Source organism: Bacillus carboniphilus, from assembly GCF_020524035.2.
Lineage (GTDB): Bacteria > Bacillota > Bacilli > Bacillales > JAIVKR01 > Bacillus_CC.
The window spans coordinates 2,632,323-2,657,152 of record NZ_CP129013.1 but is presented as its reverse complement, the minus strand read 5'-3'; the positions used below and the strand labels follow the sequence as shown (position 1 = coordinate 2,657,152).

Genomic DNA, 24,830 nt, shown 5'->3' with positions numbered 1-24,830 from the left:
TTAATAATTTAAAATTTTCAGTTAAAGGAAGCTGTTGTTTCTACTTTCCTAGCCTCACCTCCTTAAAGTGTGTTAATAAGCTAATCAGTCATATAGGTGGCAAGCTACGTATTGACCATTTCCAATTGACTGTAATTCAGGGCGATCCACTTTACAGCGATCAAACGCTTTCGGACAGCGAGGATGAAAAGCGCATCCGCTTGGTGGATTAGATGGACTTGGAACATCTCCTGATAAGACAATTCTGTCTCTTTTACGAGTTGGATCTGGAACAGGAACCGCAGATAATAGCGCTTGTGTATATGGATGGGCAGGTTCTTTGTAGAGTTGTCTCTTAGGTGCAATTTCAGCCATTCTTCCTAAATACATCACGCCAATGCGATCCGAAATATGTTTAACAACACTTAAATCATGGGAAATAAAAATGTAGGTAAGGTTAAATTGTTCTTGTAGTTTTTCCATAAGATTTAAGGCTTGTGACTGGACGGAAACGTCTAAAGCTGAAACGGGTTCATCCGCAATGATTAGTTTTGGCTTTAAGGAAAGAGCCCTTGCTAAACCAATTCTTTGTCTTTGTCCTCCGGAAAATTCATGAGGATAACGGCTGACATAGCTTGAATTCAGTCCAACGGTTTCCATTAATTCTTTCACTTGCTCTTTTCGTTCTTTACTCGTCCCTATCTTGTGAACTTGCATCGGCTCTTCAATTAATTGCCCGACCGTCATTGTTGGATTTAATGAAGCATAGGGATCTTGAAACACCATTTGTAGGTCGCGACGTGCTTTTCGTAAGCCGTCTTTTGATAATTGAGCGATATCTTGATCTTGAAAAATCACTTTTCCGTCTGTAGGATCAAGCAACCTCATAATGGTCCGTCCTGTCGTTGATTTTCCGCAACCCGACTCACCGACAAGTCCAAAAGTTTCCCCTGCGTTGATTGAAAAACTGACTTGATCGACCGCTTTCACTTGACCTACGACTCTTCTTAAAACGCCACCTTTTATAGGGAAGTATTTACTTAAATTCTCGACTGTTAAAATGGCTTCACTCATTGGGCTTTCCCTCCTTCATCTTCATGAAGAAAACAACGAACTTGGTGATTAGAAGAAGATTTATATAATGGCGGTTCTTGTTCATAGCATTTTTCCCATGCATGTTCACAGCGTGGAGCAAACTTACACCCTGTTGGCCATTCAGTTGGCGGTGGAACGCTCCCTCGAATTGAGTACAATTCTTTTTTTTCTTCCTCATCATCAATGTTTGGTATTGATTTCATCAAGCCTTGTGTATAGGGGTGGCTAGGGTTAGCAAACATCTCTTCTACATCTGCTTCTTCTACGACTCTCCCTGCATACATAACGACTACTCGGTCAGCCATCTCGGCCACTACCCCTAAGTCATGAGTAATTAATAAGATAGAGGAACCAAACTTATTTTTGACATCTCTCATTAAATCGAGAATTTGTGCTTGGATTGTTACATCTAGGGCTGTTGTCGGCTCATCGGCAATTAACAGCTTCGGGTCACAAGCCATTGCCATAGCGATCATCACTCTTTGCCTCATACCTCCTGATAATTGATGAGGATATTCATCAATCATTTCAGCTGCCCTCGCAAATCCAACGAGTTTTAGTAAATCAATCGTTCTTTTTTTGGCAGCCGCTTTGGAAAGCTTTTGGTGAATGATGAGTCCTTCCATAATTTGATCGCCAATTTTTAATACAGGATTTAAGGAAGTCATTGGTTCTTGGAAAATCATCGATATATCATTTCCTCTAATAGAGGCCATTTCTTTTTCTTTCTTTTGAGTTAAATCTTCATTTTCAAATAAGATTTCCCCTGAAATTTCTCCTGTATCAGGTACTAATCTCATAATAGAAAGAGAGGTCATACTTTTCCCGCATCCAGACTCTCCTACTAACCCAAGTGTTTCCCCTTTACGAATTTCTAATGAGACTCCATCTACTGCGGGGACCTTCCCATCACTTGTTTTAAATTGTGTTTTTAAGTTCCGTATTTGTAGTAGTGTATTTGACACATTCATTCTGCTATGAAAAACTGGTGTTTTTCACAACATCTCCCCTCCTCGCTGTTACAATTTTTAGATTATTTACTAGAATAAGAGAACATCAATCAGTTTCGAAAAAAATCTCGAATAATGGAGTATTCTAGCTATTTCTTCAAAAGTACGAAAAACCCTTTTTTATTTTTAAAATTTTTAGAAGATTTTAATTAAAAGAAAAATCCAAACTTTTAACAGAATCCTCTACTAAACTATTTTTTGTTTATGACAAATATGCAAAAAAATAATCAAAATGTAATGAATAAAGATGATGCTACTCATTATGTCTTGGTGATGTTAAAACAGATTGATTTGATCAGAAATTGTATTGTCGTTGTAACAAAAAGCTGTCCAGATTAATGTATGATGAAAAAGAGGTAATCGTGGTAAAGTATATATGAAGAGCATGTCTAATTTATTCATGGATATGTTTATGGAAAGAATTTGGATTATGATATGATGTATGTTTAAAAAACGAATTCAACTTTTTCACCATAGAAAGTTAAACAATCTCTATAAACTAAATGATCATTTAACATAAAGGAGCGTTCCCACATGGATAAACGACGAATTTTAGTAGTGGATGACGAGCAGCCAATTGCCGATATATTGGAATTTAATTTTATCAAAGAAGGCTATGAGGTTCACTGTGCCTATGATGGTCAAGAAGCGATTGATAAGGTAGAGGAAATCAAGCCGGATTTAATTATGTTAGATATTATGCTTCCAGTCAAAGATGGAATGGAAGTGTGCCGTGAGATTCGAAAAAAACATGAGATTCCCATTATTATGTTAACGGCAAAAGATTCGGAAATCGATAAAGTACTCGGATTAGAATTAGGGGCAGACGACTATGTCACAAAGCCCTTTAGCTCAAGGGAATTATTAGCCAGAGTGAAGGCAAACTTACGAAGACATAGTTCTGTTGATACCGCTGCTGAGGACGGGTCTACAGAGATTCAAATTGGGATGCTAACGATTCATCCTGATGCCTACATCGTTTCAAAAAGAGGAGAAAAAATTGAGTTAACGCATCGAGAGTTTGAGTTGTTACATTATTTAGCAAAGCACATTGGACAAGTCATGACGAGAGAGCACCTTTTGCAAACCGTGTGGGGCTATGATTACTTTGGTGATGTTCGCACCGTTGATGTGACCGTAAGAAGGTTGCGAGAGAAAATAGAAGATAACCCAAGCCACCCTGCATGGATTGTGACAAGAAGAGGTGTCGGTTATTATTTACGAAACCCTGAACAGGAGTAAGGTAAATGAATACAAAGAAAGTCAGTTTTTTTCGCTCCATTCACTTCAAGTTAACGATTATTTATGCGCTACTTACATTAGTCACCTTACAAATTATCGGCGTTTATTTTGTCAATGAGCTGGAAGAGTCCTTAATTGACAACTTTAAGGAATCGGTTGATTCAAGTATACAAGCGCTCTCTTATAGTATTGAAAAAGAGCTTAGCAAAGAAGGACAGCAAGACCCTGAAACACTCTATACGAACATCGATAATTTGCTACAAGAATATATTATTGGAGCAGATAATATAAGCGAGATCACGATTGTTAATAAAGATATAGTCGTAGTTGGGTCTGTTGGAGATACAAACAGCCTAACCATAGGAAAAAAAACAAATCAACGAATGATAACGGGAACAGGAATTTCGAGACAAAATCAAGAGGATATGATGGTCAATCAAGATGATAAGCGAGTGATCGTATTTACAAGAGCGATCGAGAAAAATGAAGAAGAATTATTAGGGGTCATTTATGTTGAAGCAGACATCGAAAATACGTATGACCAAATTGGTGCCATTAATAAAATTTTTGCTACAGGAACGTTGATCGCTTTAGCAATTACGGCCGTGTTAGGTAGTTTAGTTGCACGAACCATCATTAAGCCTATTACAGAGATGCGCAAACAAGCAAAGCAGCTTGCAAAAGGAAATTTTGATTATCGGGTAAAGGTATACGGAGATGATGAAATTGGGCAGCTCGCCATGACATTCAACCAATTAACCGCAGAGCTTGAGGATGCTCAAGAAACGACGGAAGAAGAACGGAAAAAGTTATCCTCTGTTATTTCTCATATGACAGATGGCGTTATCGCAACGAATCACATGGGAGAAATTATTTTACTAAATGGACCTGCTGAAAAAATGTTGAGTATTGCTCATGAAAAAGTAATCGGAACGGACGTCACTCATTTATTAGGATTAGAAGAGACGTATACTTTTGAAGAATTATTAGATTTAAAAGAGCCGTTATTTTTAGAGCTAGGTACGTCAAAAGAAGAAACGGTTATTAAGGTTTTGACTACGATAATCCAAAAAGAAGAAGGCCATCCACATGGACTGATTGCCGTTCTATATGATGTGACGGAGCAGGAAAAGGTGGAGGAAGAGCGCCGGGAGTTTGTTGCGAATGTTTCACATGAATTACGAACCCCTTTGACAACGATGCGAAGCTATTTAGAGGTTTTATCAGAGGGTGGATGGAGAGATGAAAAGATTGCTCCGCAGTTTTTACAAGTGACACAAGGTGAAACAGAACGAATGATTCGACTTGTAAATGACTTATTAAAACTGTCCAAGCTTGATAGTCGAGACTACCAATTAAATAAAGATTATATCAACTTTACCGATTTCATAAATAAAATAATTGATCGATTCGAAATGTCGAAGAAAACAGATATTATCTTTAGACGAATGATCCCTAAAGAGATTGTCTATGTCGATATCGATACAGATAAAATTACGCAAGTGATAGATAATATTATCTCAAATGCAATGAAATATTCTCCAGAAGGAGGACAAGTCACCTTTAAAATGAATGTTGATGCAGAATCCATCGTTGTTTCAATTCGAGACCAAGGAGTAGGGATTCCAAAAGAGAATTTAGATAAGATATTTGAACGTTTTTATCGAGTAGATAAGGCAAGATCTCGTAAATTAGGAGGAACTGGACTAGGCTTAGCAATAGCAAAAGAAATGATTCAAGCTCATGGGGGCGACATTTGGGCAGAAAGTGAGGAAGGGATTGGAACGACCATTCATTTTTCTCTTCCGAAAGAAGAACAAGAGGATGATTGGTCATGAACAGTAAAGAAAACTTAAAAACGATACTACTCGTTGTCTTAGTCTTGATGAGTATCGCTTTAACTTGGAGCATATGGAGCTACCGTTATCCTTTTCAAGAAAATACGGATGAAGAGAAAGAGAGCTTGGAGCCATTGAGTCCATATGAAAAAAATATGGCATCTCTCATCAAACCGATGCAAGTGTTTGTCCATAAAGAAGGGCAATATTATGGTACGTATGAGGAAGGAATAATGGATGAGTTATGGGATCAAGTAGGTGAATTAAAATTAAAAAATGACATGCAAGTCGAGAAAGATATTAATCAAACAAATAAAAACTATATCGAAATGCGCTTCTTTGGAGAGGTTCCTTTCACCGTTTTGAAAAATCAACTTGAGTGGTTTGGAACACAAGAATTATATGATTATGATTATATGTTTAACAAAATTGTCATCGAATATGAAAATGATCGTCTAGAGAAAATTCGTTTTGTAAACACGAGTAACAGTAGTATAAGGTCGTTTACTATCTCGAGTAGTCCGAACAAATGGCAAGAACTTATCCAAACAACGGATGAAAAGAAGAATTGGAGTGAATTTATTGTTTTCAATAATCTTCTTTTACCAAAAGAGGCTCCTGAAATTGATATAAAATACGTGAGCAAAGAAGAAATTACTGAAAATGAATTGAAACAAGCCTTATTTACTGATACTCGCAATTTAGAAGAAAATACGTTAGGGAAGACGACCATTATTAGGGATGCAAGGAATACGTTAACCATCGAAGATGATCTCATTTTTACTTTTCAATATCCAAAAGTACAAGATTTTAATAATGAACAAATGGATTCCGTTTCAATGCTTACGTCTGCCGTTACACATGTGAATCAAGTAGGAGGATGGATGGTAAGTGAAGATTTTCGTTTAAAAATGATAGAGGAACAAGAGGTTATTTTTGAACAGACGATTGATAATGTCCCTGTCATTTTGGATGAGAATAATTATGCTATTAAGGTAACGTTGTCAAATGGGGAAAACCAATTGGTTGTAGAATCATTTAGCCGTCCCATTACTTATTTCGGAAGCATGACTTCTAATCAAACTAGAGAGATGGAAAATGCTGAAGTAATTGAAGAGTTAATCAAAAGAAATTATTCCGAGACCGAACTCAAAAATATTTTTATAGGCTATGATGAGTTAAAAGAAGGTGCCCATTCTAGGGTTGATCTAACTCCAGAGTGGTATGTGGTCACAGAATATGATAGCATCGAAAAGCTAAATAAGGAGGGTGAAAATAGTGAATTGGAGTAGAGCCAAAACTCTTTTTATCCTCGTATTTTTAGTGTTAAATGCTTTTTTAATTATGCAGTATTATGAGAAAAAAGAAAATCCTCCCACTTTAACTGAACAAACGTTTAAGAGTGAATTGGAGACTAATGATATTGAGATTGTCTATGATGAGATCCCAGAAGAGACGAAAGCTCATTTGATGACTTTGGAAATGGTCGAATTTAGTGAGGAAGATAAATCAGTAAACAAAAATCAAAATTTGAATAAAAATATCGAAATGTCTCAATCCAATACTTATCAAGAGGCAAAAAGTTTAGAGAATCCCTTTTCATTTAAAGAAAAAACGATGGAGACCGAACTCACTACCTATGTTAACGAACAGTTGGCAGAAGGGCAAAAATTTGAGTACTGGGGAAAATCAGAGGATGGAAAAGAAGTGTACTTTGTGCAAGTATTGGAAAATAAATTAGTTTTCCCGAATTTCAATGATGGAGTCGCCTCTGATCCTGGTCGAATTACATTGAGAGTGAAAGATAATCAAGTCACTGATTATGAACGATCGATTTTAGGTGAGATAAAAAGTGAAACGGAAGTCGATATTTTTTCTGCTGAACAAGCGTTAAGAGTTGTCTTTCAAAAGATAGAAGAAGGAAGCAAAATAAATGAAATTGAGTTAGGTTATTATATCCAGGGGAAATAACCAAAAGGAGCTTGCGGAAGGGCAGTTTTTAATTCCTGCTTGGCATATTAAAGTGAATGAAGAAGAGCATTTTTATGTGGATGCAGAGCAGCTCAGGTTATTTGGACAAGATAGCAAGGAGACGGAGTGATTGGAAAGAATGTGTTTACAATTTAGTGTTCTCGCTAGCGGGAGTACAGGAAATGCCATTTATGTTGAATCGGGGGAGCATTCGCTCCTTGTCGACGCAGGTCTAAGTGGAAAGCAACTCGAAAAAAAGATTTGAACAAATAGGAAAAGATATTGCTAGCCTTTCAGGCATTTTAGTCACACATGAGCATAGCGACCATATTAAAGGGTTAGGGATACTAGCAAGACGTTATAAACTGCCCATCTATGCCAATGAAAAAACGTGGCATGCCATGGATTCGGTAATTGGTGAGGTCAATCTAGAACAGAAATTCCCGTTTGAAATTGGTCACGTGAAAGAGTTTGGATCATTACAAGTAGAGTCATTTGGCGTCTCCCACGATGCAGCGGAGCCGATGTTTTTTGTCTTTCATCACAATGGTCGTAAGCTTGCTCTCATCACCGATACGGGATATGTCAACGACCGCATGAAAGGCGTCATAAAAGGGGCCCATTCCTTTGTCTTTGAAAGTAACCATGATGTGGACATGCTCAGGATGGGGAAGTACCCATGGAGTATTAAAAGGCGCATCTTAAGCGATGTCGGCCATGTCTCAAACGAGGATGCCGCGCTTGCAATGGCCGATGTCATCACAGGCGAAACAAAGCGCATTTATTTAGCCCATTTAAGCCAAGACAACAACATGAAAGACTTGGCAAGAATGACCGTCGAACAAACATTAGCCACTAGGGATATCATCGTCGGCGAAACCTTTCATCTTTTCGATACCGATCCTCTCAAACCTACAGAGTTAGTGGCGGTATAGGATATAGATGATCTAGATTATGGACTTATATATTTTTTAAAAAATTGAACCATATTAGCGATCAAATGATTTGCACTTCTCTATTTAATCCTTTCATAATGAAAGAAAGGGGAATAGAGGGGTGCATTTTGTTTAGGGGCGGACTTTGACTTGTGGAAAGTTCTGTTTTTATGAAGGTAAACGTGTGCACGACTTTTCTTAATGTTTAGTTTCAACGTCAAACGACTTGTAATTTTTTCGTCGAACAGGACGTTGATGAACAGGATGTTCTTATTCTTATTGTCATAAAACGTGCGCTTCCACTTTTCTTTTTTCACTTGTTTGTTTTTTGTTGAGTTTGGGAAAAGTAAAGGAAGGTTCACATATTATTCCCATATTGTTGTTTTATAATTTGCCCATAAACATAAGCTAAGTGTAACTATATTTAAGAGGAGAGAAAGGAATGGTGGGTCATGGGTTACTATGATCAAGATTACATTCAAAACGATAATCAAAAAAAAGGTGGGAAAGGAAAGCCATTTTTCTATGGATTAGTTGGAGCAATTATAGGTGGAGTTCTCGTTATTTCTTCAGGGCCGTTACTTTCTCAGTTTGATAATGGTACAGGTAATAATGCCTCAAGTATTACATCAGATGAAAATGGAGAAACCACGGTTGAAGAGGTAAAAACGTTAAATGTCGATGTTAATTCTTCTGTAACAGAGGCTGTTGAAAAAGTGTCAGATGCCGTTGTTGGAGTGAGTAATATACAAGAACAAAGCTTTTGGGATCAAACTCAACAGACAACAAGTGGAACAGGATCAGGGGTTGTTTATAAAACTCAAGGAGACAAAGCCTATATTGTAACGAATAATCACGTGGTCGAAGGTGCTTCTCAATTAGAAATCATAATTGGTGATGATGAACATATTCCAGCAGAACTCATTGGAACGGATGCCTTAACTGATTTAGCAGTGGTTACGGTCGATGCAAGTAGGGTCAGTACGGTCGCAGAGTTTGCAAATTCTGATTCAGTAAAGACCGGTGAAACGGTTCTTGCAATTGGAAATCCACTAGGTTTAGATTTTGCTGGGTCGGTGACACAAGGAATTATTTCTGGAACAGAACGTGCGATTCCAGTAGATATTAATGGTGATGGAACGTATGACTGGCAAGCTGAGGTTATGCAAACAGATGCCGCGATCAATCCAGGAAATAGTGGTGGAGCTTTAGTTAATTTAGACGGGAAAGTAATTGGAATTAACTCAATGAAAATAGCTGAATCAGCTGTTGAAGGAATTGGACTCGCGATTCCAACAAGCATTGTGGAACCTGTCATTGCAGACCTTGAAGAGTTCGGTGAAGTAAAACGACCATACATGGGTTTAGGGCTACAGTCATTAGGAGATATATCTTCTTACCATTATCAAAATACGTTGTTTTTACCTGAAGATGTGAAGCAAGGTGTCGTCGTCATGAGTGTAGAACTGAACAGCCCTGCTTCTAACGCTGGACTTCAGGAGAAAGATGTAATTGTCGAAATCAATGGAGAACCGACAGACAACGTGATCGATTTGCGTAAACAGTTATATAAAAACGACATTGGTGATACCATTGAGGTTAACTATTATCGTGAAGGAGAATTACAAACAACTTCGATGAAATTAGCTGAACAAGCGTATTAATTAGATTGGCAAGCAGAGGGATTCATTCTCCTCTGCTTTTTTATGTTTTTCTCAAGCGTTCTTTTTGGGTACAATAAGGGGAAGATATCGTCATCAAGATGTGGACAGGCTGGAGGTTTGAGAAAATGAAATGTTGTTTAGAGCATGTTGAACTAGCAATCGATATGTATGTCGATGAGAAGGAAGAAGCACCTATTATTAATAAAATTGAACATACTCACACGTTATCAACAAAGTGTGAGTTGTGTGAAAATCCTGCGGAATATATAGTAGGAGAATAAAAAGTTATACACAAAATATAGGGGAGTTATTCACATCTGTGGATAACCCCTGTGCACAAACTGTATTAAAAGTGGGGATGATTTGTGAATATCACAATAATTTCGGTTGGTAAATTAAAAGAAAAATATTTAAAGCCAGGAATAAATGAATACTTAAAACGACTGTCCTCTTATGCAAAAGTAGAAATCGTCGAACTCCCAGATGAAAAGGCACCAGAAAACTTAAGCGAGACAGAAATGACCATAGTCAAACAAAAGGAAGGCGAACGAATCTTAGCAAAAATCTCTCCTGAGGCACACGTCATTGCCCTTGCCATTGAAGGAAAGCAATTCTCTTCCGAAGAACTAGCAACAAAACTAGATAAACTCGCGACATACGGCAAAAGTAAAATCGTCTTTGTCATAGGCGGATCGCTAGGCCTAAGTCAAGAAGTGATGAGCCGTGCCAACGAATCCTTATCGTTTAGCAAAATGACGTTCCCTCATCAACTCATGAGGTTGATGTTAGTAGAACAGGTGTATCGAGCGTTTCGGATTAATCGGGGGGAGCCTTACCACAAGTGATGGTAAACTTTGTTTAAAAGAGAAAAAGAAAGGTAACATTTGATCGCTTAGTATTCTCCACCTGTTACAGGGTTAAAAAACCGGTTTTTGTGGGTACACTATTTACTGGACAAGGGAATGAGTTCAGTTGTGAAGCGATGTATGGCTCCAAACTGTTACTTGTTCTTTTTTATTTATTTAATTTGAAGTCCAGTTTTCCATGGAGTAAAAAGACCATGCCACCATATTTTTATGCGAACGATAGCCTCGTGCTTTTCTTTTGGCAGCCTGAAAGACACTATTAATTCCTTCTAATAATCCATTGTTTAGCTTGGATGAGAACCACCTGATAATTCCGTCATAATGGTCTTTGAAACATCTACCATGGGCTGCAGTCTGCAACGAAGTCCCCAATCAATCCAGTCGTTTAATACCATAGGGGCAATTTCACGAGGGTATTGAAAGATTTCTTGAAAGATTATTCGCATACGATAGGCTTTCGCTGTATCTAAATTACAATCTTTTAAACGGTCAAGGGTTTCTCTTTGAGGGCTTGTTAAGTTTTTCTCATTTTTTAACCAGACATATCGTGTGTTTTTTAATTTCCAAAAGCGTGGTCTAACTCCACCGTCTTTAGACGGTATAAGCTTTTAGCCTTCATAATCGATGTCCATACTTAAGTTGTGAGGTGAAAGTATGGACGGATATAAAAAGAATGGTCATGAAGTATATGATATAAAATACCATGTGATATGGGCAACAAAATATCGATATAAAGTGTTACGAGGTTCCATTGCCTTTCGTACAAGAGAATTAATAAGACAGGGATGTGAAGCGAGAGGCATCACCATATTACAAGGAAGTGTAGGAAAAGACCATGTTCATTTATTGCTATCATGTCCCCCAAGCATGGCACCTAGTAAAATAGTTCAATATTTGAAAGGAAGGTCTTCAAGATTAATACAAGAGCAATTTCCAGAATTAAAAAAGCAATACTGGGGACAACATTTATGGGCAAGAGGTTACTTTTGTGCATCAGTAGGCAATGTAGATGAAGAAACCATTCGAAATTACATTGCTAACCAGTTTAATGAAGGAAAGGATGAAATATTTAGGATTGAAGAATGAGTTCACTCTAAGTTAAGTTTGCTTAAGCAATGGACTTTCAGATGACTTCAGTCGTAAGAAACGACTTTAGTCGTCGACATTTATGTCTAAATCCACCTACTTTAGTAGGTGGTCGTTTAAGTCTTTACACGTTTTTTGTTCCTTACGACGCACATCGTCTACTGCTTCATTTACGGCTTTGACGACATGAAACTTATCAAATGTGATGGATGCTTTGGGGAAGTTTTCTTTGGCGCCCTTAATAAAAGCGGGCGACATATCCATACATACTTCAGTTATCTTCTCTGCCTGTCCTCCGCGAGATTCAAGATGTTTCTTACACTCTCCCCCATTTACCTCCCCATGTACTAGAGTCCTTTCCCTTTGTGACGTGGATGACATTATTTTTTTGGGGTCCATATAAATCGTGATATCGTTATGCCCTCTCTTTGAAGAAGTTTCATCTGTACTAATCATCGTCACTTCTGATAAGTCTTGAGATTCAATTGCGTGATCCACATAATAGTGAAGAATTCTCCACAACTGGGTATCGTGTTCACCTACTAAACGGCTGATCGCACTCATAGGCATATCCTTTGCCAGAGTCATAATCCAGGCATCAAAAAGGATCGTGAAATTAGATCGACTCTTAATTGCCCAGGGGATTTTCACGCGATGAACCTTTTGGCAGTTCTGACAATCCGTCCTAGGTAATTCTGCGTGGATATAGCAGGGATATTCAAGGAAGTTTAAATGCCTCCACGTTCGGTTGTAGTCAGCTATGTCATATACAGATTGGTTTTCTGCTCTACAATTCGCACAGGAAAATCTCGCTCCTTTACGAATATCTACATAGACATCTAATTGCTGATGTTCATTGTTGAAAATACAACTTTCTATATACCATGGTTCCGAAATGTGAAAGACCTCTTCTATTCCCTTAACTTCTATTAACATCTTGATTACCTGCATTCTATTGTTTTAGAAACCAGTATCGTCACTATTGCACCATCTTAAACAGCGAAGAAGCCTTTTCACATGAAGAAAAGGCAGCGTTAATTTCTAGTGTTTAAAGTTCACATCATAGGATTTCAATTATGGCTTTTTATATAAATAGAAGTGTATTTCGAAAAAAGCAAGGGTTTAATAAGTGGTTAACAAAATCAGGTCATTGAATAAATGTTTGAATAAGATTAAAATAGTATAATGGCATTTATTGTCGAAATCAGACAATTACTAGTACTTAAAATATACATTGCTTTAAATGAGAGCTAATGTTTGGTATTATAGTATTAGATTAATAGGGTTAAAGGAGTTTTAGAAAATGACACAAGAAATTAAAGCTATCAGTCTATTTTCGGGTGCTGGTGGATTTGATATTGGCAGCCATATGGCTAATATACCTGTTGTATTTAGTGTAGATATTGAAGACGATTGTATTGAGACGCAGAAATTGAATGATATATTTAAAGATACAATTAAAATTTCTGGAGATTTATTTCAAATCAGTAGTGATGAAATAAAGAATTCTTTAGGTGATAATTATAAGGGGAAATCTATCTTAATTGGTGGAGCTCCATGTCAGCCATTCTCTAAAAATGGTTATTGGGTTACACATAAAATTAGGAAGGGAATAGATGATCCTAGAGCTCAACTTGTAAATGAATACCTTAGAGTTTTAATTGACATAAAACCAGATGGTTTTGTTTTTGAAAATGTAGAAAGTTTATTGCACCCAACAAATAAAGTAATTGTGGATTCATTTTTAGAAATTGCAGAATCCGAGGGATTTGAAACTAACGTTATTAGAGCAAATGCTTTAGACTATGGTGTTCCTCAGAAAAGGAAACGATTATTTATTATTGGAACCAAAGGGACCTTCAAGACAAAAGAACCAATCAAAACACATTTTCCTCCCGAGATAGCAAGTAAAGAAAATCTCCAACCATACGTCAATGTTGGTGAAGTTATAAGTGAATATGATACTGATGAGTATATTGAAAAACAGGAGTTAACCGAGGGCGGAACTTATCATGAAGACTTAAAAGAAGTGCCTCCTGGGATGAATTATAAAGCTTTAACTGCCTGGGCAGGTTATCCTAATCCCAAATTTGTAGCTGATAAACGGTTTTGGAATTTCTTATTAAAACTACACCCTGAACAACCATCTTGGACTATTACTGCTCAACCTGGACCTTGGGTTGGACCTTTCCATTGGAATTCTAGAAGGTTAAGAGTGCCTGAGATTGCTGCTATTCAAACGTTCCCTAAAGATTATGTGTTTTATGGAAGTAGAAGATCGATTCAAAAACAAATAGGAAATGCCGTTCCACCGCTTATGGCAAAAGAAATGATTAATTTTCTGAAGGAGAGTTTGGTATAAATGCCTAATGTTATAAGCGTCTTCTCAGGTGGAGGAGGAATTGATCTTGGCTTCAAAAAAGCTGGATATAATGTATTATATTCTACTGACTTTTTTAAAGAGGCTTGTGAAACTCTTGAGCAGAATAAAATTGGGGAAATAGTGGAATGTAAGGATATAAGAGAAGTTGATTTCAAAGATTTATTTTCAAGGTTAAATATTGAGCAAGTTGACTTATTTGTAGGTGGACCTCCTTGCCCTGCTTATTCTAAATCAAGATTTTATCGAAAGGATAAAAAAAGGGCACTTGAAGACGAAAATTCTTTCACGTTATTTGAATACTTTAGAGGAATTGAAGAATTAAGACCCAAAGTATTCTTTTTTGAAAATGTACACGGATTTGTATATAAACCACATCAAGCAGCTTTTAATTACTTAATTGAAAGATCTGAAGAACTTGGTTATACAATATCTTGGAAAGTGATTAATACTGCTGAATATGGCGTACCTCAAACAAGAGAGAGGTTTATATGTGTCGGAGTAAAAAAAGATTCAGGAGATAAGTTTATTTTTCCAGAAGAAACTCATTATATTCCAGAAAAGTTTGACCCAATCAATGACAAAAACAAGAAACCCTGGGTAACGTGTGGTGATGTTCTTAGCGACATAGACTATGATTTCCCTGAAGATGAAAAGATGCAAGCTGGTTCAAAGCACAAGGATTTGTTAAAAGAGGTTCCGCCAGGAGATAATTACTTGTATTTCACTGAAGAAAGAGGACACCCTAATCCAATATTTAAATGGAGATCACGATATTGGTCATTCCTTTTAAAATTGTCACCAGATAGACCATCGTGGACTATACAAGCTAGTTTTTCAAATAATATGGGTCCTTTTCATTGGAAGAATAGGTTCTTAAGAATTTCAGAAATTAAAAGGATACAGACATTCGACGATGATTATGAATTTTATGGAGATATGAAAACCCAATGGAGACAGATTGGTAATGCTGTTCCTCCTTTATTAGTCAAAATTATAGCTCAAGAAATAAAAAATCAGTATTTCACTTCAGATAAAAATCCCATTAGAAAATTTCAGCAAGAGCAATTAACGATAGAAGATTTACTTGAGAGCAACCCTGTTTAATAAGGGTTGTTCTTTTTTATGTGATAGAGGTGTTTACAAAAAAAAACCACGAATATTATTCTTTATATAGAAAGAAGTTTTGTAGGGAGTGTATACAATGACTAATGAATATAATCAAGCCAATCCAGATGGGACACTTGTAGTTGATGATGAACCAGTTTTACAACCTGCTAGAGTAAAGGAAATAGTCAAAGGTGCTCTTGCAAATTCAAATTGGAGTATAAACTGGACATTAGAAGAAAGAGCCCAGTTACAAGGAACAATGTCTAATGGTGAAGGAGAGACCTTCAATTTAAACATATACTGTAAACCGTTATCGAATACAGGTAGAACTAGTCCTAATGATAAAAGAATTCAGCTAAAGGATTTAGAAATAGTCGATGATGAACAGACAATTAATTTGTTGTTAGGTGTCTATGAAAGAAATCAGAATGCCATTATTGTTGGTTGGAATATAAATGCTTATTCTGAACCAGGGAAAAATCACTCAGCAAAAATTCATGTTAAAAAAGTTGCACAAGCAATGCGAGATGGCTTCTCCACTTTCAAGATTTCAACGGAAAAGAAACGAAATTCATATGCTTTTAGACCTAATTTTTTATTGTCTTATATGTTAAATCTAGATAATTTTTATGAAAATGATTTTGATGAAAATGCTAATACTGGCAATGAAGAACAAACACAACAGTTAAATTTTGAACCTAATGAGATTCCTAGTGAATTTCCGAGAAATTTAATCGTATATGGTGCTCCTGGAACGGGGAAAAGCCATGAATTAGATTCAGTAGCAACAGAACTATTCCCAGATAATTATTTGCGAAAAAGAATTACGTTCTATCCAAAGTATTCATATAGTCAATTTGCAGGTGTATATAAACCTACTCCAATTTATAAAGAAGCTACTTCAAGAGTATATGATGCTAGTATGGTTCGAGAAGCAGATTATCAGTATGAGCCATTAATTGACTATAAGTTTGAAATTGGACCTTTTCTTGAGATGCTTTGTAGAGCAATAGATAATCCAGGACATAATTTTATCCTAATAATAGAAGAGATTAATAGAGCGAATGCAGCTAGTGTTTTTGGCGACTTTTTTTCAATTATTAGATAGAAATATTGAAGGTGAAAGTTCTTACTCTATTACAGTCCAGGATAATATTCTTAATGCTCTAAGAGCAAGAATGGGTACTTATATAGATGAAAAGATTAAGATTCCAACAAATCTATACATATGGGCTACGATGAATAGTGGCGATCAGGGTGTACAACCTATGGATGCAGCATTTAAGAGAAGGTGGACATTTAAATACTTATTACTTGATAAATACAAGAATGAAGTTAATGATAAAGAAATATTCTTGAACTTCCTAGATGTAAGAGTTTCTTGGAATGGATTTAGAGAAGTAATTAATGATTTCTTATCAAACGAAAACATACCAGAGGATAAGCTGATAGGTCCATTCTTTCTGAAAAATGATGAATTCGAAAATGATGAAATTTTTGTTAATAAAATACTATTATATTTGAGGGACGATGTACTAAGACATAATCCAACAATTCTTTTTAGGAAAAGTACATTCTCAAAGATAGTACAAGATTATTTAAGCGATGATAAAAAGCCAATCTTCGTTAAGGAAGTCCATGAGGCTTTGGAAGGTCTTGTATAAAATGATTTTTTTACAGGAGTTAAAACCCTATAAAAAAAGTTACTTAAGCAATTTACTTGATGAGGTATTACTCAATATATTATTTCATGAATCCATATGTCAAAAAAAAGATAATGATTATATTACCATTAATTTTGTAGGCTTAATTGCATACAAAGATATTACAATAAGTGTATTGCCAAAATACTCAACAACAAAAGATGAGAAGATAAAGCTTGAGAATACAATTAGACTAATTAAAGTGTTTAAAAAATATGAAAAAGCAAATTATCGAAAGCTGACATCTGATTTTTATCCTTTAAATAACCAGAGTGACTACAATAGTACCCTTGGCTTAAGCGATCTATTTTTAAGAGACTTTGTTTACTATGGTTATTATGAAAGAGAAGTAGAAGAAATTATTGATGATGGTGAAGATGAAATAAGCTGGGAAGATACAATCTCTGATGTAAATCCTTACTTTGTAAATAAACAACCATTTTATTTGAATACAAAAAATAATGAATACAAGAATGATGAATCCAACACCGTAACAGCTATCCATCAGAATATCATATATGATTGCTTCTTACGCTTTAGTAGGTTGCTGGGATATGAGCCTACAAACATTTTAACGCCAAGCATGGCACTTAGTTCATTAGGAGATAAAACATTCCTAATTAGTGTTATTAAAAAGGAAATGCAAGTAGTTTTTAATGACCAAAAAGTTAGATTGTTAAATGCGATGATTCATTATTTAAATGAAGAGTATGTAAATTACAATAAAGAGTTGTCTCTCTTTGGTACAAAAAGTTTTGAATATGTTTGGGAGTATGTATTAAAAAAGGTCTTAAACGATCAAAAAGATAAATTGAGGAAGATGGTTTCAGATAGTATTTGGAAAAAATATACGGCATTTTGGGAGAATTACTTAAATAATAGTGTAGGTAATTCAGATGAATATCAACCCGATATTATTGCTGTTCAAGAAAACTCCATAATGATCCTTGATGCAAAATATTATAATATTACATCATCAGAGAGTGGTTTTAAAGGTAATCCAGGTATTAATGACGTAGCAAAGCAACACATTTATGAAATGATTTATAGTGATATATTTAAAGGATGTAACACTGCAAATGCCCTATTATTTCCCAATGATGATATGGATTATATTTATAAGATTATTGGAAGAGTTAATCTAGGTTTATTGGGTAAACTCCCGATCATTCTCTTCTATATAAAAGCAGATTATGTATTTAACGCTTATATCAATGGAAATAAATTTGATGAGGAAATCCTTGCTGAAATATTTACTTTGATAAATGAAACAAGGAAACGAAATACGATTGACGGTTATAATCAACTAGCATTAGAAATTTAGTCCAAAAGATGAGATCTTTTGGACTAAATTTCTAAAATTTTCCACTTCATTTAAACTTGATCCATAATCGTATGGTTGAGAATATAGAATCGAATCGCACTTTGAGCATTTAACATCATACAATCTCTGATAATTTAACCTATCATTTTTATTTGGCTCTTCGACATTTAGAATGATTATTTAGAAAATAAAAAACTCCTTTTCTAAAAGACTTAAAACCGGACAAGGGAATGAGTTTAGTTGTGAAGCAAGGTATGGCTCCAAACTGTTACTTGTTCTTTTTTATTTATTTAATTTGAAGTCCAGTTTTCCATGGAGTAAAAAGACCATGGCCACCATATTTTTATGCGAACGATAGCCTCGTGCTTTTCTTTTGGCAGCCTGAAAGACACTATTAATTCCTTCTAATAATCCATTGTTTAGCTTGGATGAGAACCACCTGATAATTCCGTCATAATGGTCTTTGAAACATCTACCATGGGCTGCAGTCTGCAACGAAGTCCCCACTCAATCCAGTCGTTTAATACCATAGGGGCAATTTCACGAGGGTATTGAAAGATTTCTTGAAAGATTATTCGCATACGATAGGCTTTCGCTGTATCTAAGTTACAATCTTTTAAACGGTCAAGGGTTTCTCTTTGAGGGCTTGTTAAGTTTTTCTCATTTTTTAACCAGACATATCGTGTGTTTTTTAAGTCTTTACACGTTTTTTGTTCCTTACGACGCACATCGTCTACTGCTTCATTTACGGCTTTGACGACATGAAACTTATCAAATGTAATGGACGCTTTGGGGAAGTTTTCTTTCGCTCCCTTAATAAAAGCGGGCGACATATCCATACAAACTTCAGTTATCTTCTCTGCCTGTCCTCCGCGAGATTCTAGATGTTTCTTACACTCTCCCCATGTACTAGAGTCCTTTCCCTTTGTGACGTGGATGACATTCTTTTTTTGGGGATCCATAAAAATCGTGATATAGTTATGCCCTCTCTTTGAAGAGGTTTCATCTGTACTAATCATCGTCACTTCTGATAAATCTTGAGACTCAATGGCGTGATCCACATAATAGTGAAGAATTCTCCACAACTGGGTATCGTGTTCACCAACTAAACGGCTGATCGCACTCATAGGCATATCCTTTGCCAGGGTCATAATCCATGCGTCAAAAAGGATCGTGAAATTAGATCGACTCTTAATTGCCCAGGGGATTTTTACGCGATGAACCTTTTGGCAGTTCTGACAATCCGTCCTAGGTAATTCTGCGTGGATATAGCAGGGATATTCAAGGAAGTTTAAATGCCTCCACGTTCGGTTGTAGTCAGCTATGTCATATACAGATTGGTTTTCTGCTCCACAATTCGAACAGGAAAATCTAGCTCCCTTACGAATATCTACATAGACGTCTAATTGCTGATGTTCATTGTTAAAAATACAACTTTCTATATACCATGGTTCCGAAATGTGAAAGACCTCTTCTATTCCCTTCACTTCTATTAACATCTTGATCACCTGCATTCTATTGTTTTAGAATCCAGTATCGTCACTATTGCACCATCTTAAACAGCGAAGAAGCTAAAGTTTATAGTTCGCAAAAAAATAACTACCAAATTGCAGTATCATATCTAACTGATGCAAGAAGAGACCACTATGATGGTGTCAATGCAATCTATCGTCTAGCAGCTCAGGTTCTGATTCCTGAAGGGACTTCTCCTGATGGAATGCAAAGAGTTATAAAACGATTAGTAAAAGACCTTTTAGTTCAGAAAGTACTTGCGAATCGAATCAATATTCATGAAGATTCATCAGAGATTGACTTCTATCCTAAGGGTTTTCAGAGATGGTAATGACAAGAGGTCAATACGCTGGTTTGCAACTAGAGTTTGCTAAGTTTCTAGACCAAACCGGAATCTGGGGAATTGTAATTCAAGATGGTTGTTACATGGATGACCCTGAAGATACAGTGAAATCTGCATGTAATGACTTAATTAACTTCTTCCCTGAGTTAAACTCAAAATGTTTTGGAGCAAGGGAAAATGAGCCAATTGAGATTATTAATTGCAGTTCATTTGAATTGTATGGGGAGGTGGCGTAATGGCATTGAAAAAGGTTAAGCGACCGGTGATTCACAAAAGTAAACCTAAAACAAATAATGAGGAGTCAAGTGCTTCTCAAACCTACCCTATTCAAGCAAACGAGCGATTTGATGTAGCACAGGTAAAAGTAAGTAAAAATGAGAATGTTCTTCTATATAAAAAAGAAACTCACAACTTTTTATCAAAGCATCCAATAAGCAAACTAAGATTGTTAGAATCTTCGGAGACGCTTAGAGTATTGGTTCAGGAGATTGATGTTCCAGAAAAACAATCCTTATTGGTAACTGCTGTTAGCATGGAGGCGGTTGGAGAGGAAGAATCGTTCTTCTCCGCTTTAATGGAACATGTCCACGATATGCCTAAACACAAGTCTTTAGAACGATTCAAGTCTGCTGAATTGATTGCCGACTCACTGGTTCCGGAAGCATTGCTTTTGAACTGGGGCAAGTTCTGAAGGTTGGAAAGGCGGAAGAAAGAGGGTTTCTTTACGATGACAAAAAGAAACGATACCACTTTAACGCCAACGTCTTTGCAAGGCATTTCCTCAAGCGTTGCCATGTGCGTTCAACAAGAGACGGAAGACTCTTTCTATACAACAAATACGGGTGTATATGAAGAGTTTTCTGAAGAGAATCTCGGAAAAATAATCAGGGCAGTGATGCATGAGGGTAGATGGAACAGTTGGAAAAACACATATGAAACTGAGATTATTAGAACTCTCCAACGTGAAGCACCTATTGTTGAAGAGATGAACACAGGACGCAACTTTATCAATTTAAAGAATGGCATGTTGAATCTGTCTACGTTCAGGCTTCATGAGCATTCGCCAATGTACCTTTCTACAGTTAAAATCCTAATTCCTTGAAAGAATCGGAATACAAAGCTATCAAGATATCCAACTCCATTATGGATGGAATCTGTAAATTCCAAAGCTTTCGTTTAAAGAAAATTGTGATAAAATAGTAAATATGATTCAATAAAATACTTTGAACGAGGTTATTGTATGGAAATTAACTTTAAGGTTTTACAAGAGATTTTCGTTAATTGTACTGGTAACTATTCAATTAATGGTTTGTCAGCATTTCTACTTTCAGATGAAGAGGAACCTTTTAAATTATATAAGCTGAATATGTCCACCCATGAAGATTTAAGAGCAATCATTTATATGAATCTAAAAAATGCTATGGATGCTCAATTATTTGAATACCAAAACAACACAGCACCAGATGGTAACGAAAGTGTCTCATGTTTGAAGAAAGTTGAAGTACCGAATTTTCTAGACATTGAGGAACTCATTATTGAAGATAACTCCACTGGACTTACAAAGAAGATTTTCGAAGAATCTTCAAGTTCTATGAAGGGGTACGTTATTGATGTAATTGTAACAGATAATAACACAGCAAAAGAATTTCGTGTTCAAATATTTTCGACACTTTCAAAATCGAACTTCTATAAGCCGAAAAAAAGCTTATATAGTTTTGGAAATGAAGATGGTGACCTGCTTCAAAAAGTAGAAGTATCACACCTAGAGTTAAATGAAAAATGTTGTGCTTTTAGTATTGATGATGAGATTTTTGTAACGCACAGTTTTTTCTTTGAACGCTTATTTAAATACGAAGAACATATTAACATGCATTCTGAGGCTATCTTAGGGAGTATTAATGGGAGCGGCTTAATAGATAACTTCCTTGTTTTAGAATCTCATTGTAGTAGAAATAAGAACTTTAAGAGGAAGCTTTTTACGATAAGTTCTGCGAGTAAGTTTGACAATGTTACTTTTGATACCTTTCAGAAAGTCAAGGAAGCAATAGATGAAGGTCTATTTTTCAGTTTAGATTCGCAAAAGAAAACAATTAGAATCGATGAAGAAAATAGTCATAAATCAGTAGACCAAATAATACGGATTATTAATGATGAGGCAGCAGAAACATTAGTAAGTGAGACAAGGATATTTGCTAACCAAAGAATAAACATAGGTTAACTTATGAGGAGAGAGGATAATATCATGGGGGATAAAGTAGAATTTGTGATCAATAGAGTATTTAGGTACATGCTTTTCTTAAGTTCTTACTTGCCTCTTTTTATTATATTGTTCCTAATGAACATAAATAACCTTTTGCTATGTCTTTTCATTTGGATGATTATCACAGTCACTATCTTGACTTTAAAGATGTATTTAGACAAACCGTTAAAGGCAACTCCTAATTTTCCAATTAAATTAGATATGGTATACAGTAAGGGCAGTGAAGCTTTAAATTATATAGTAACTTATATAATTCCTTTCATTTCATTTAACTCAAATATCACTAACAGCGACGGGGACTTTAATATCCCAACAATATTTGCATTTTTAGTGCTTTTTCTAGTAATAGGATATTTATATATGCATAATAACCTTTACCATATCAATCCAGTATTAAGTTTATTCTACGATATTAATATTGCACACGGTGAAAATGGTGAAAATCTAATTGTAGTATCAGAAAAAAGAAAAGATGTTCCACTAAAAACTACCATATATACGAGGATTTTATCCCCTGGTGCAGTAATGTTTGTGGATGATTCGAGAAGCCGGCTTTCATTTAAAAAGGTTGTAATTTTTCTAGGAAGTTTCTTGGTGTTCTTAGCTCTGTGGAATAAGGAAATGAATGGGTACTTATTCAAGATTATACAATTTACCAACACGTTTATAAATAATCATATTTAGATGCTCAACGGAGACTGAACCACAAGTAAAGACGGATTTTTCAAATAAGAGTGAAAAAATCGTATCTGGTATTATCCCCTTTTATTAGTAAAATAGTTCAAAAATAAAGGAGGGTATTACGATGAATAAATCATTTTAGTTCAAAAACGAAGAATAAAAATTGTAATTGTGCTATTTTAGTGAAGGAGTTTATAAATGAAGAACTCAACTATGAACCTTCTAATTTGGCTTCCTTTGACTTCAAAAAACTGCAAGGTGATAAGAAATTTGGTAGCCAAGGTTTCTGGTTTTATTGCGATGATACGAAACTAGCGAGAGCAATATATTGTGTGCTTTGGCAGGAAAAGCTTGTAGTTAATTGTGTATCAGAACTTATAAAAGATAAAACATATCGCGGAGATACCTTGAATTCGTTAAATACTTTATTTGGAAAATATGGAGCTAAAGTTGAAAAGATTTTGACAAACATTCAGGACTATTCTGAGAAAGATAGGTTTAAAAATAAAGTGAAGGGTTTTAATAAAATCTATCACACAATAGGGAATTTTGCGATTTTACCAAATAACGAGATTGAAGATATTAGAATAACAGTCAGAGAAGAAGGAGAATATAAAGAAAAACTAAAACCAACTACAATTAATAGATATCGAGGCAACAAGTCATCTAAACTTCATGATTATTTTGACCAGTTTCTTATTGTTTTAGAAAAATGGTACTATTATTCAGATGAAATTTCTGATGATTGGAAAAAATTATTAGATGGAAACAAAGAGCTTTTCCCCAAAAACTTTGATTACTTTAGAGAAATTCTCTTTCTGAATTCATACTTTGGTGCTGGTGGAAAAAATTGTAGAGAGCTCACTAAGGGGTATCCGAGTGCTCTAGGTCCCCCAACATTCGAGAAGGCAGAAAACTATATAAGAGAGAAAACTCAAATAATTAATCAGCGTGCAGAAATAATGATTGAAAACATAGAAAAAAGGTTGAAATAATATTTTGAAAATTAGACCTGAAAACCTCTTTTAGATACATCACTCTGAACCGTTTCACAAGTAAATGAGTTTCTTGATGAACATTAGCTACCGTTTGGGTAGCTCCTTTTTTACACTTATCTCAATATCTTCATTAATATCCCGATATCTTCTTAGAGGATCATACATGAGAAATAATCATTAATTGGATATCTAAAACAAAAATTGAGGTAACCAAATGGTTAACCGCAATCGTTTCAGTTTTCTTCCCGATTAAGGAACGCTAATAATAAATGCTACCCTCCCAAATTAAAAAAAGTTTTTGAAAGGAATAGAAACATGAACCACTTATCCAATAAAATAGAGATAAACTATCAATTCACATCTGGTGCATCGGAAATACCAAAGAACAGGAGAAAGGATCCTTCAATAGCATATATGATAGAAGGAGATCTCATCATTCGAATTAATAATAGACTATATTTTAAAGAGAATCTTGCTCTACTAGAATTTTATTTGTGTTTAGATGATTGGTTTAAAAATATAAAGAAGAAACATAAAATAATTGAATTTAAATACTATACTCTGGAATATGAAGAAGATCAGCCAATTATTGAATTGCTCCCGTTCAACGATAAAGCTCGATTAAAGTCAATATGGGAGGAAGAGCAGGTGTACAATGTTTTTGACCTTCATTACCTTGTGCAACAAATGAAGGGTTTGTATTACGAGTTGGGTGATGCTATTCAACAACACTATCAAATTTCTATATGACATTTTGCTGATAAAGTTCCGATGAGAAAGTATTAATCTCTTTCCTTTTTGTCCAAAGGTTCCGTTATTAGAAATTAACTGGT

Annotated in this window: 23 protein-coding genes and 3 pseudogenes; 21 read left to right on the top strand and 5 right to left on the bottom strand. The window is 35.5% G+C overall.

The features are described 5' to 3' along the window. Nucleotides 1–84: 84 nt before the first annotated feature. Both LC087_RS13580 and LC087_RS13575 read right to left on the bottom strand, forming a co-directional pair. Entirely contained in the window at nucleotides 85–1,053 is a 969-nt protein-coding gene (locus LC087_RS13580; protein ID WP_226541364.1) for an ABC transporter ATP-binding protein, read from the bottom strand. Continuing rightward, on the bottom strand, nucleotides 1,050–2,045 hold the full coding sequence (locus tag LC087_RS13575) for an ABC transporter ATP-binding protein (protein ID WP_371932602.1): 996 nt from the start codon (nucleotides 2,043–2,045) through the stop codon (nucleotides 1,050–1,052). Before LC087_RS13575 ends, LC087_RS13580 begins: the two co-directional genes overlap by 4 nt. 573 nt (nucleotides 2,046–2,618) lie before the next feature. Here LC087_RS13575 and yycF point away from each other — a divergent pair. From yycF to rlmH, 8 genes and pseudogenes are all read left to right on the top strand, one after another. Beyond that, the gene (yycF, locus tag LC087_RS13570; RefSeq protein ID WP_226541368.1) at nucleotides 2,619–3,326 is read left to right on the top strand and encodes a response regulator YycF; all 708 of its coding nucleotides are present in this window, start codon (nucleotides 2,619–2,621) and stop codon (nucleotides 3,324–3,326) included. A 5-nt stretch (nucleotides 3,327–3,331) separates the two neighbouring features. After that, on the top strand, nucleotides 3,332–5,164 hold the full coding sequence (gene walK / locus LC087_RS13565; protein WP_226541370.1) for a cell wall metabolism sensor histidine kinase WalK: 1,833 nt from the start codon (nucleotides 3,332–3,334) through the stop codon (nucleotides 5,162–5,164). After that, complete coding sequence (gene yycH / locus LC087_RS13560; RefSeq protein ID WP_226541372.1) at nucleotides 5,161–6,456, top strand: two-component system activity regulator YycH; 1,296 nt, start codon at nucleotides 5,161–5,163, stop codon at nucleotides 6,454–6,456. Before walK ends, yycH begins: the two co-directional genes overlap by 4 nt. Next, on the top strand, nucleotides 6,443–7,135 hold the full coding sequence (yycI, locus tag LC087_RS13555) for a two-component system regulatory protein YycI (RefSeq protein ID WP_306019653.1): 693 nt from the start codon (nucleotides 6,443–6,445) through the stop codon (nucleotides 7,133–7,135). The genes yycH and yycI overlap by 14 nt, the downstream gene beginning before the upstream one ends. Nucleotides 7,136–7,274: 139 nt before the next feature. Further along, a pseudogene (locus LC087_RS13550) lies at nucleotides 7,275–8,070 on the top strand (MBL fold metallo-hydrolase). A 452-nt stretch (nucleotides 8,071–8,522) separates the two neighbouring features. After that, on the top strand, nucleotides 8,523–9,734 hold the full coding sequence (locus tag LC087_RS13545; RefSeq protein WP_226541374.1) for a S1C family serine protease: 1,212 nt from the start codon (nucleotides 8,523–8,525) through the stop codon (nucleotides 9,732–9,734). A 125-nt stretch (nucleotides 9,735–9,859) separates the two neighbouring features. Then, nucleotides 9,860–10,015, top strand: coding sequence for a CxxH/CxxC protein (locus LC087_RS13540; RefSeq protein ID WP_226541375.1), 156 nt, complete (start codon nucleotides 9,860–9,862; stop codon nucleotides 10,013–10,015). Nucleotides 10,016–10,099: 84 nt separating this feature from the next. Next, a complete protein-coding gene (rlmH, locus tag LC087_RS13535; RefSeq protein ID WP_226541376.1) occupies nucleotides 10,100–10,579 on the top strand; it encodes a 23S rRNA (pseudouridine(1915)-N(3))-methyltransferase RlmH in 480 nt (159 codons plus the stop codon). A gap of 177 nt (nucleotides 10,580–10,756) precedes the next feature. Here the strand turns inward: rlmH and LC087_RS19740 are convergent. Continuing rightward, nucleotides 10,757–11,202 (bottom strand): annotated as a pseudogene (locus tag LC087_RS19740) (transposase). 52 nt (nucleotides 11,203–11,254) lie between these two features. Between LC087_RS19740 and tnpA the strand changes: the two are divergent. Beyond that, nucleotides 11,255–11,686, top strand: a complete 432-nt coding sequence (tnpA, locus tag LC087_RS13525; protein ID WP_226541377.1) for an IS200/IS605 family transposase — start codon at nucleotides 11,255–11,257, stop codon at nucleotides 11,684–11,686. 96 nt (nucleotides 11,687–11,782) lie between these two features. Here tnpA and LC087_RS13520 read toward each other — a convergent pair whose 3' ends face one another. Next, complete coding sequence (locus LC087_RS13520; RefSeq protein ID WP_371932601.1) at nucleotides 11,783–12,622, bottom strand: ISL3 family transposase; 840 nt, start codon at nucleotides 12,620–12,622, stop codon at nucleotides 11,783–11,785. A gap of 367 nt (nucleotides 12,623–12,989) precedes the next feature. Between LC087_RS13520 and LC087_RS13515 the strand changes: the two genes are divergently transcribed. The 5 genes from LC087_RS13515 to LC087_RS13495 all read left to right on the top strand — a co-directional run bounded on the left by LC087_RS13515 (nucleotide 12,990) and on the right by LC087_RS13495 (nucleotide 18,203). Next, nucleotides 12,990–14,048, top strand: coding sequence for a DNA cytosine methyltransferase (locus LC087_RS13515; protein WP_226541378.1), 1,059 nt, complete (start codon nucleotides 12,990–12,992; stop codon nucleotides 14,046–14,048). Next, complete coding sequence (locus LC087_RS13510) at nucleotides 14,049–15,173, top strand: DNA cytosine methyltransferase (protein ID WP_226541379.1); 1,125 nt, start codon at nucleotides 14,049–14,051, stop codon at nucleotides 15,171–15,173. It begins immediately after the preceding gene. Nucleotides 15,174–15,270: 97 nt separating this feature from the next. Beyond that, nucleotides 15,271–16,284 carry an ATP-binding protein gene (locus tag LC087_RS13505; RefSeq protein ID WP_306019651.1) on the top strand — a complete coding sequence of 338 codons (1,014 nt, stop codon included), beginning with the start codon at nucleotides 15,271–15,273 and terminating at the stop codon, nucleotides 16,282–16,284. Then, nucleotides 16,256–16,840: a hypothetical protein gene (locus LC087_RS13500; protein WP_306019650.1), complete on the top strand. Its 585-nt coding sequence runs from the start codon at nucleotides 16,256–16,258 to the stop codon at nucleotides 16,838–16,840. The genes LC087_RS13505 and LC087_RS13500 overlap by 29 nt, the downstream gene beginning before the upstream one ends. Next, nucleotides 16,815–18,203: an LlaJI family restriction endonuclease gene (locus LC087_RS13495; RefSeq protein ID WP_306019649.1), complete on the top strand. Its 1,389-nt coding sequence runs from the start codon at nucleotides 16,815–16,817 to the stop codon at nucleotides 18,201–18,203. Before LC087_RS13500 ends, LC087_RS13495 begins: the two co-directional genes overlap by 26 nt. Nucleotides 18,204–18,485: 282 nt before the next feature. On the opposite strand, the pseudogene LC087_RS13490 reads toward LC087_RS13495, so the two are convergent. Next, a pseudogene (locus LC087_RS13490) lies at nucleotides 18,486–19,717 on the bottom strand (ISL3 family transposase). 322 nt (nucleotides 19,718–20,039) lie between these two features. Between LC087_RS13490 and LC087_RS13485 the strand changes: the two are divergent. From LC087_RS13485 to LC087_RS13455, 7 genes are all read left to right on the top strand, one after another. Beyond that, nucleotides 20,040–20,294, top strand: coding sequence for a hypothetical protein (locus LC087_RS13485; protein WP_226541383.1), 255 nt, complete (start codon nucleotides 20,040–20,042; stop codon nucleotides 20,292–20,294). After that, nucleotides 20,294–20,749: a hypothetical protein gene (locus tag LC087_RS13480; RefSeq protein ID WP_226541384.1), complete on the top strand. Its 456-nt coding sequence runs from the start codon at nucleotides 20,294–20,296 to the stop codon at nucleotides 20,747–20,749. The genes LC087_RS13485 and LC087_RS13480 overlap by 1 nt, the downstream gene beginning before the upstream one ends. A gap of 36 nt (nucleotides 20,750–20,785) precedes the next feature. Beyond that, nucleotides 20,786–21,160, top strand: a complete 375-nt coding sequence (locus LC087_RS13475; protein ID WP_226541385.1) for a hypothetical protein — start codon at nucleotides 20,786–20,788, stop codon at nucleotides 21,158–21,160. 138 nt (nucleotides 21,161–21,298) lie between these two features. Continuing rightward, nucleotides 21,299–22,276, top strand: a complete 978-nt coding sequence (locus tag LC087_RS13470; protein ID WP_226541386.1) for a Kiwa anti-phage protein KwaB-like domain-containing protein — start codon at nucleotides 21,299–21,301, stop codon at nucleotides 22,274–22,276. A 24-nt stretch (nucleotides 22,277–22,300) separates the two neighbouring features. Continuing rightward, nucleotides 22,301–23,002, top strand: a complete 702-nt coding sequence (locus LC087_RS13465; protein WP_226541387.1) for a hypothetical protein — start codon at nucleotides 22,301–22,303, stop codon at nucleotides 23,000–23,002. 179 nt (nucleotides 23,003–23,181) lie between these two features. Next, nucleotides 23,182–23,994, top strand: coding sequence for a hypothetical protein (locus LC087_RS13460; protein ID WP_226541388.1), 813 nt, complete (start codon nucleotides 23,182–23,184; stop codon nucleotides 23,992–23,994). A 318-nt stretch (nucleotides 23,995–24,312) separates the two neighbouring features. Continuing rightward, nucleotides 24,313–24,747, top strand: a complete 435-nt coding sequence (locus tag LC087_RS13455; RefSeq protein ID WP_226541390.1) for a DUF7878 domain-containing protein — start codon at nucleotides 24,313–24,315, stop codon at nucleotides 24,745–24,747. The last annotated feature ends 83 nt before the right edge of the window (nucleotides 24,748–24,830 follow it).

Excerpts from the sequence above, each read along its gene's own strand:
- LC087_RS13465 (WP_226541387.1), top strand. The coding sequence starts at position 22,301 with ATGGGGGATAAAGTAGAATTTGTGATCAATAGAGTATTTAGGTACATG.
- LC087_RS13470 (WP_226541386.1), top strand. The coding sequence starts at position 21,299 with ATGGAAATTAACTTTAAGGTTTTACAAGAGATTTTCGTTAATTGTACT.
- LC087_RS13545 (WP_226541374.1), top strand. The coding sequence starts at position 8,523 with ATGGGTTACTATGATCAAGATTACATTCAAAACGATAATCAAAAAAAA.
- LC087_RS13485 (WP_226541383.1), top strand. The coding sequence starts at position 20,040 with ATGGTAATGACAAGAGGTCAATACGCTGGTTTGCAACTAGAGTTTGCT.
- LC087_RS13520 (WP_371932601.1), bottom strand. The coding sequence starts at position 12,622 with ATGTTAATAGAAGTTAAGGGAATAGAAGAGGTCTTTCACATTTCGGAA.
- LC087_RS13580 (WP_226541364.1), bottom strand. The coding sequence starts at position 1,053 with ATGAGTGAAGCCATTTTAACAGTCGAGAATTTAAGTAAATACTTCCCT.
- LC087_RS13515 (WP_226541378.1), top strand. The coding sequence starts at position 12,990 with ATGACACAAGAAATTAAAGCTATCAGTCTATTTTCGGGTGCTGGTGGA.
- walK (WP_226541370.1), top strand. The coding sequence starts at position 3,332 with ATGAATACAAAGAAAGTCAGTTTTTTTCGCTCCATTCACTTCAAGTTA.
- LC087_RS13495 (WP_306019649.1), top strand. The coding sequence starts at position 16,815 with ATGAGGCTTTGGAAGGTCTTGTATAAAATGATTTTTTTACAGGAGTTA.
- LC087_RS13475 (WP_226541385.1), top strand. The coding sequence starts at position 20,786 with ATGACAAAAAGAAACGATACCACTTTAACGCCAACGTCTTTGCAAGGC.
- LC087_RS13505 (WP_306019651.1), top strand. The coding sequence starts at position 15,271 with ATGACTAATGAATATAATCAAGCCAATCCAGATGGGACACTTGTAGTT.
- LC087_RS13575 (WP_371932602.1), bottom strand. The coding sequence starts at position 2,045 with ATGAATGTGTCAAATACACTACTACAAATACGGAACTTAAAAACACAA.
- yycF (WP_226541368.1), top strand. The coding sequence starts at position 2,619 with ATGGATAAACGACGAATTTTAGTAGTGGATGACGAGCAGCCAATTGCC.
- LC087_RS13455 (WP_226541390.1), top strand. The coding sequence starts at position 24,313 with ATGAACCACTTATCCAATAAAATAGAGATAAACTATCAATTCACATCT.
- yycH (WP_226541372.1), top strand. The coding sequence starts at position 5,161 with ATGAACAGTAAAGAAAACTTAAAAACGATACTACTCGTTGTCTTAGTC.
- LC087_RS13540 (WP_226541375.1), top strand. The coding sequence starts at position 9,860 with ATGAAATGTTGTTTAGAGCATGTTGAACTAGCAATCGATATGTATGTC.
- LC087_RS13510 (WP_226541379.1), top strand. The coding sequence starts at position 14,049 with ATGCCTAATGTTATAAGCGTCTTCTCAGGTGGAGGAGGAATTGATCTT.
- LC087_RS13480 (WP_226541384.1), top strand. The coding sequence starts at position 20,294 with ATGGCATTGAAAAAGGTTAAGCGACCGGTGATTCACAAAAGTAAACCT.
- tnpA (WP_226541377.1), top strand. The coding sequence starts at position 11,255 with ATGGACGGATATAAAAAGAATGGTCATGAAGTATATGATATAAAATAC.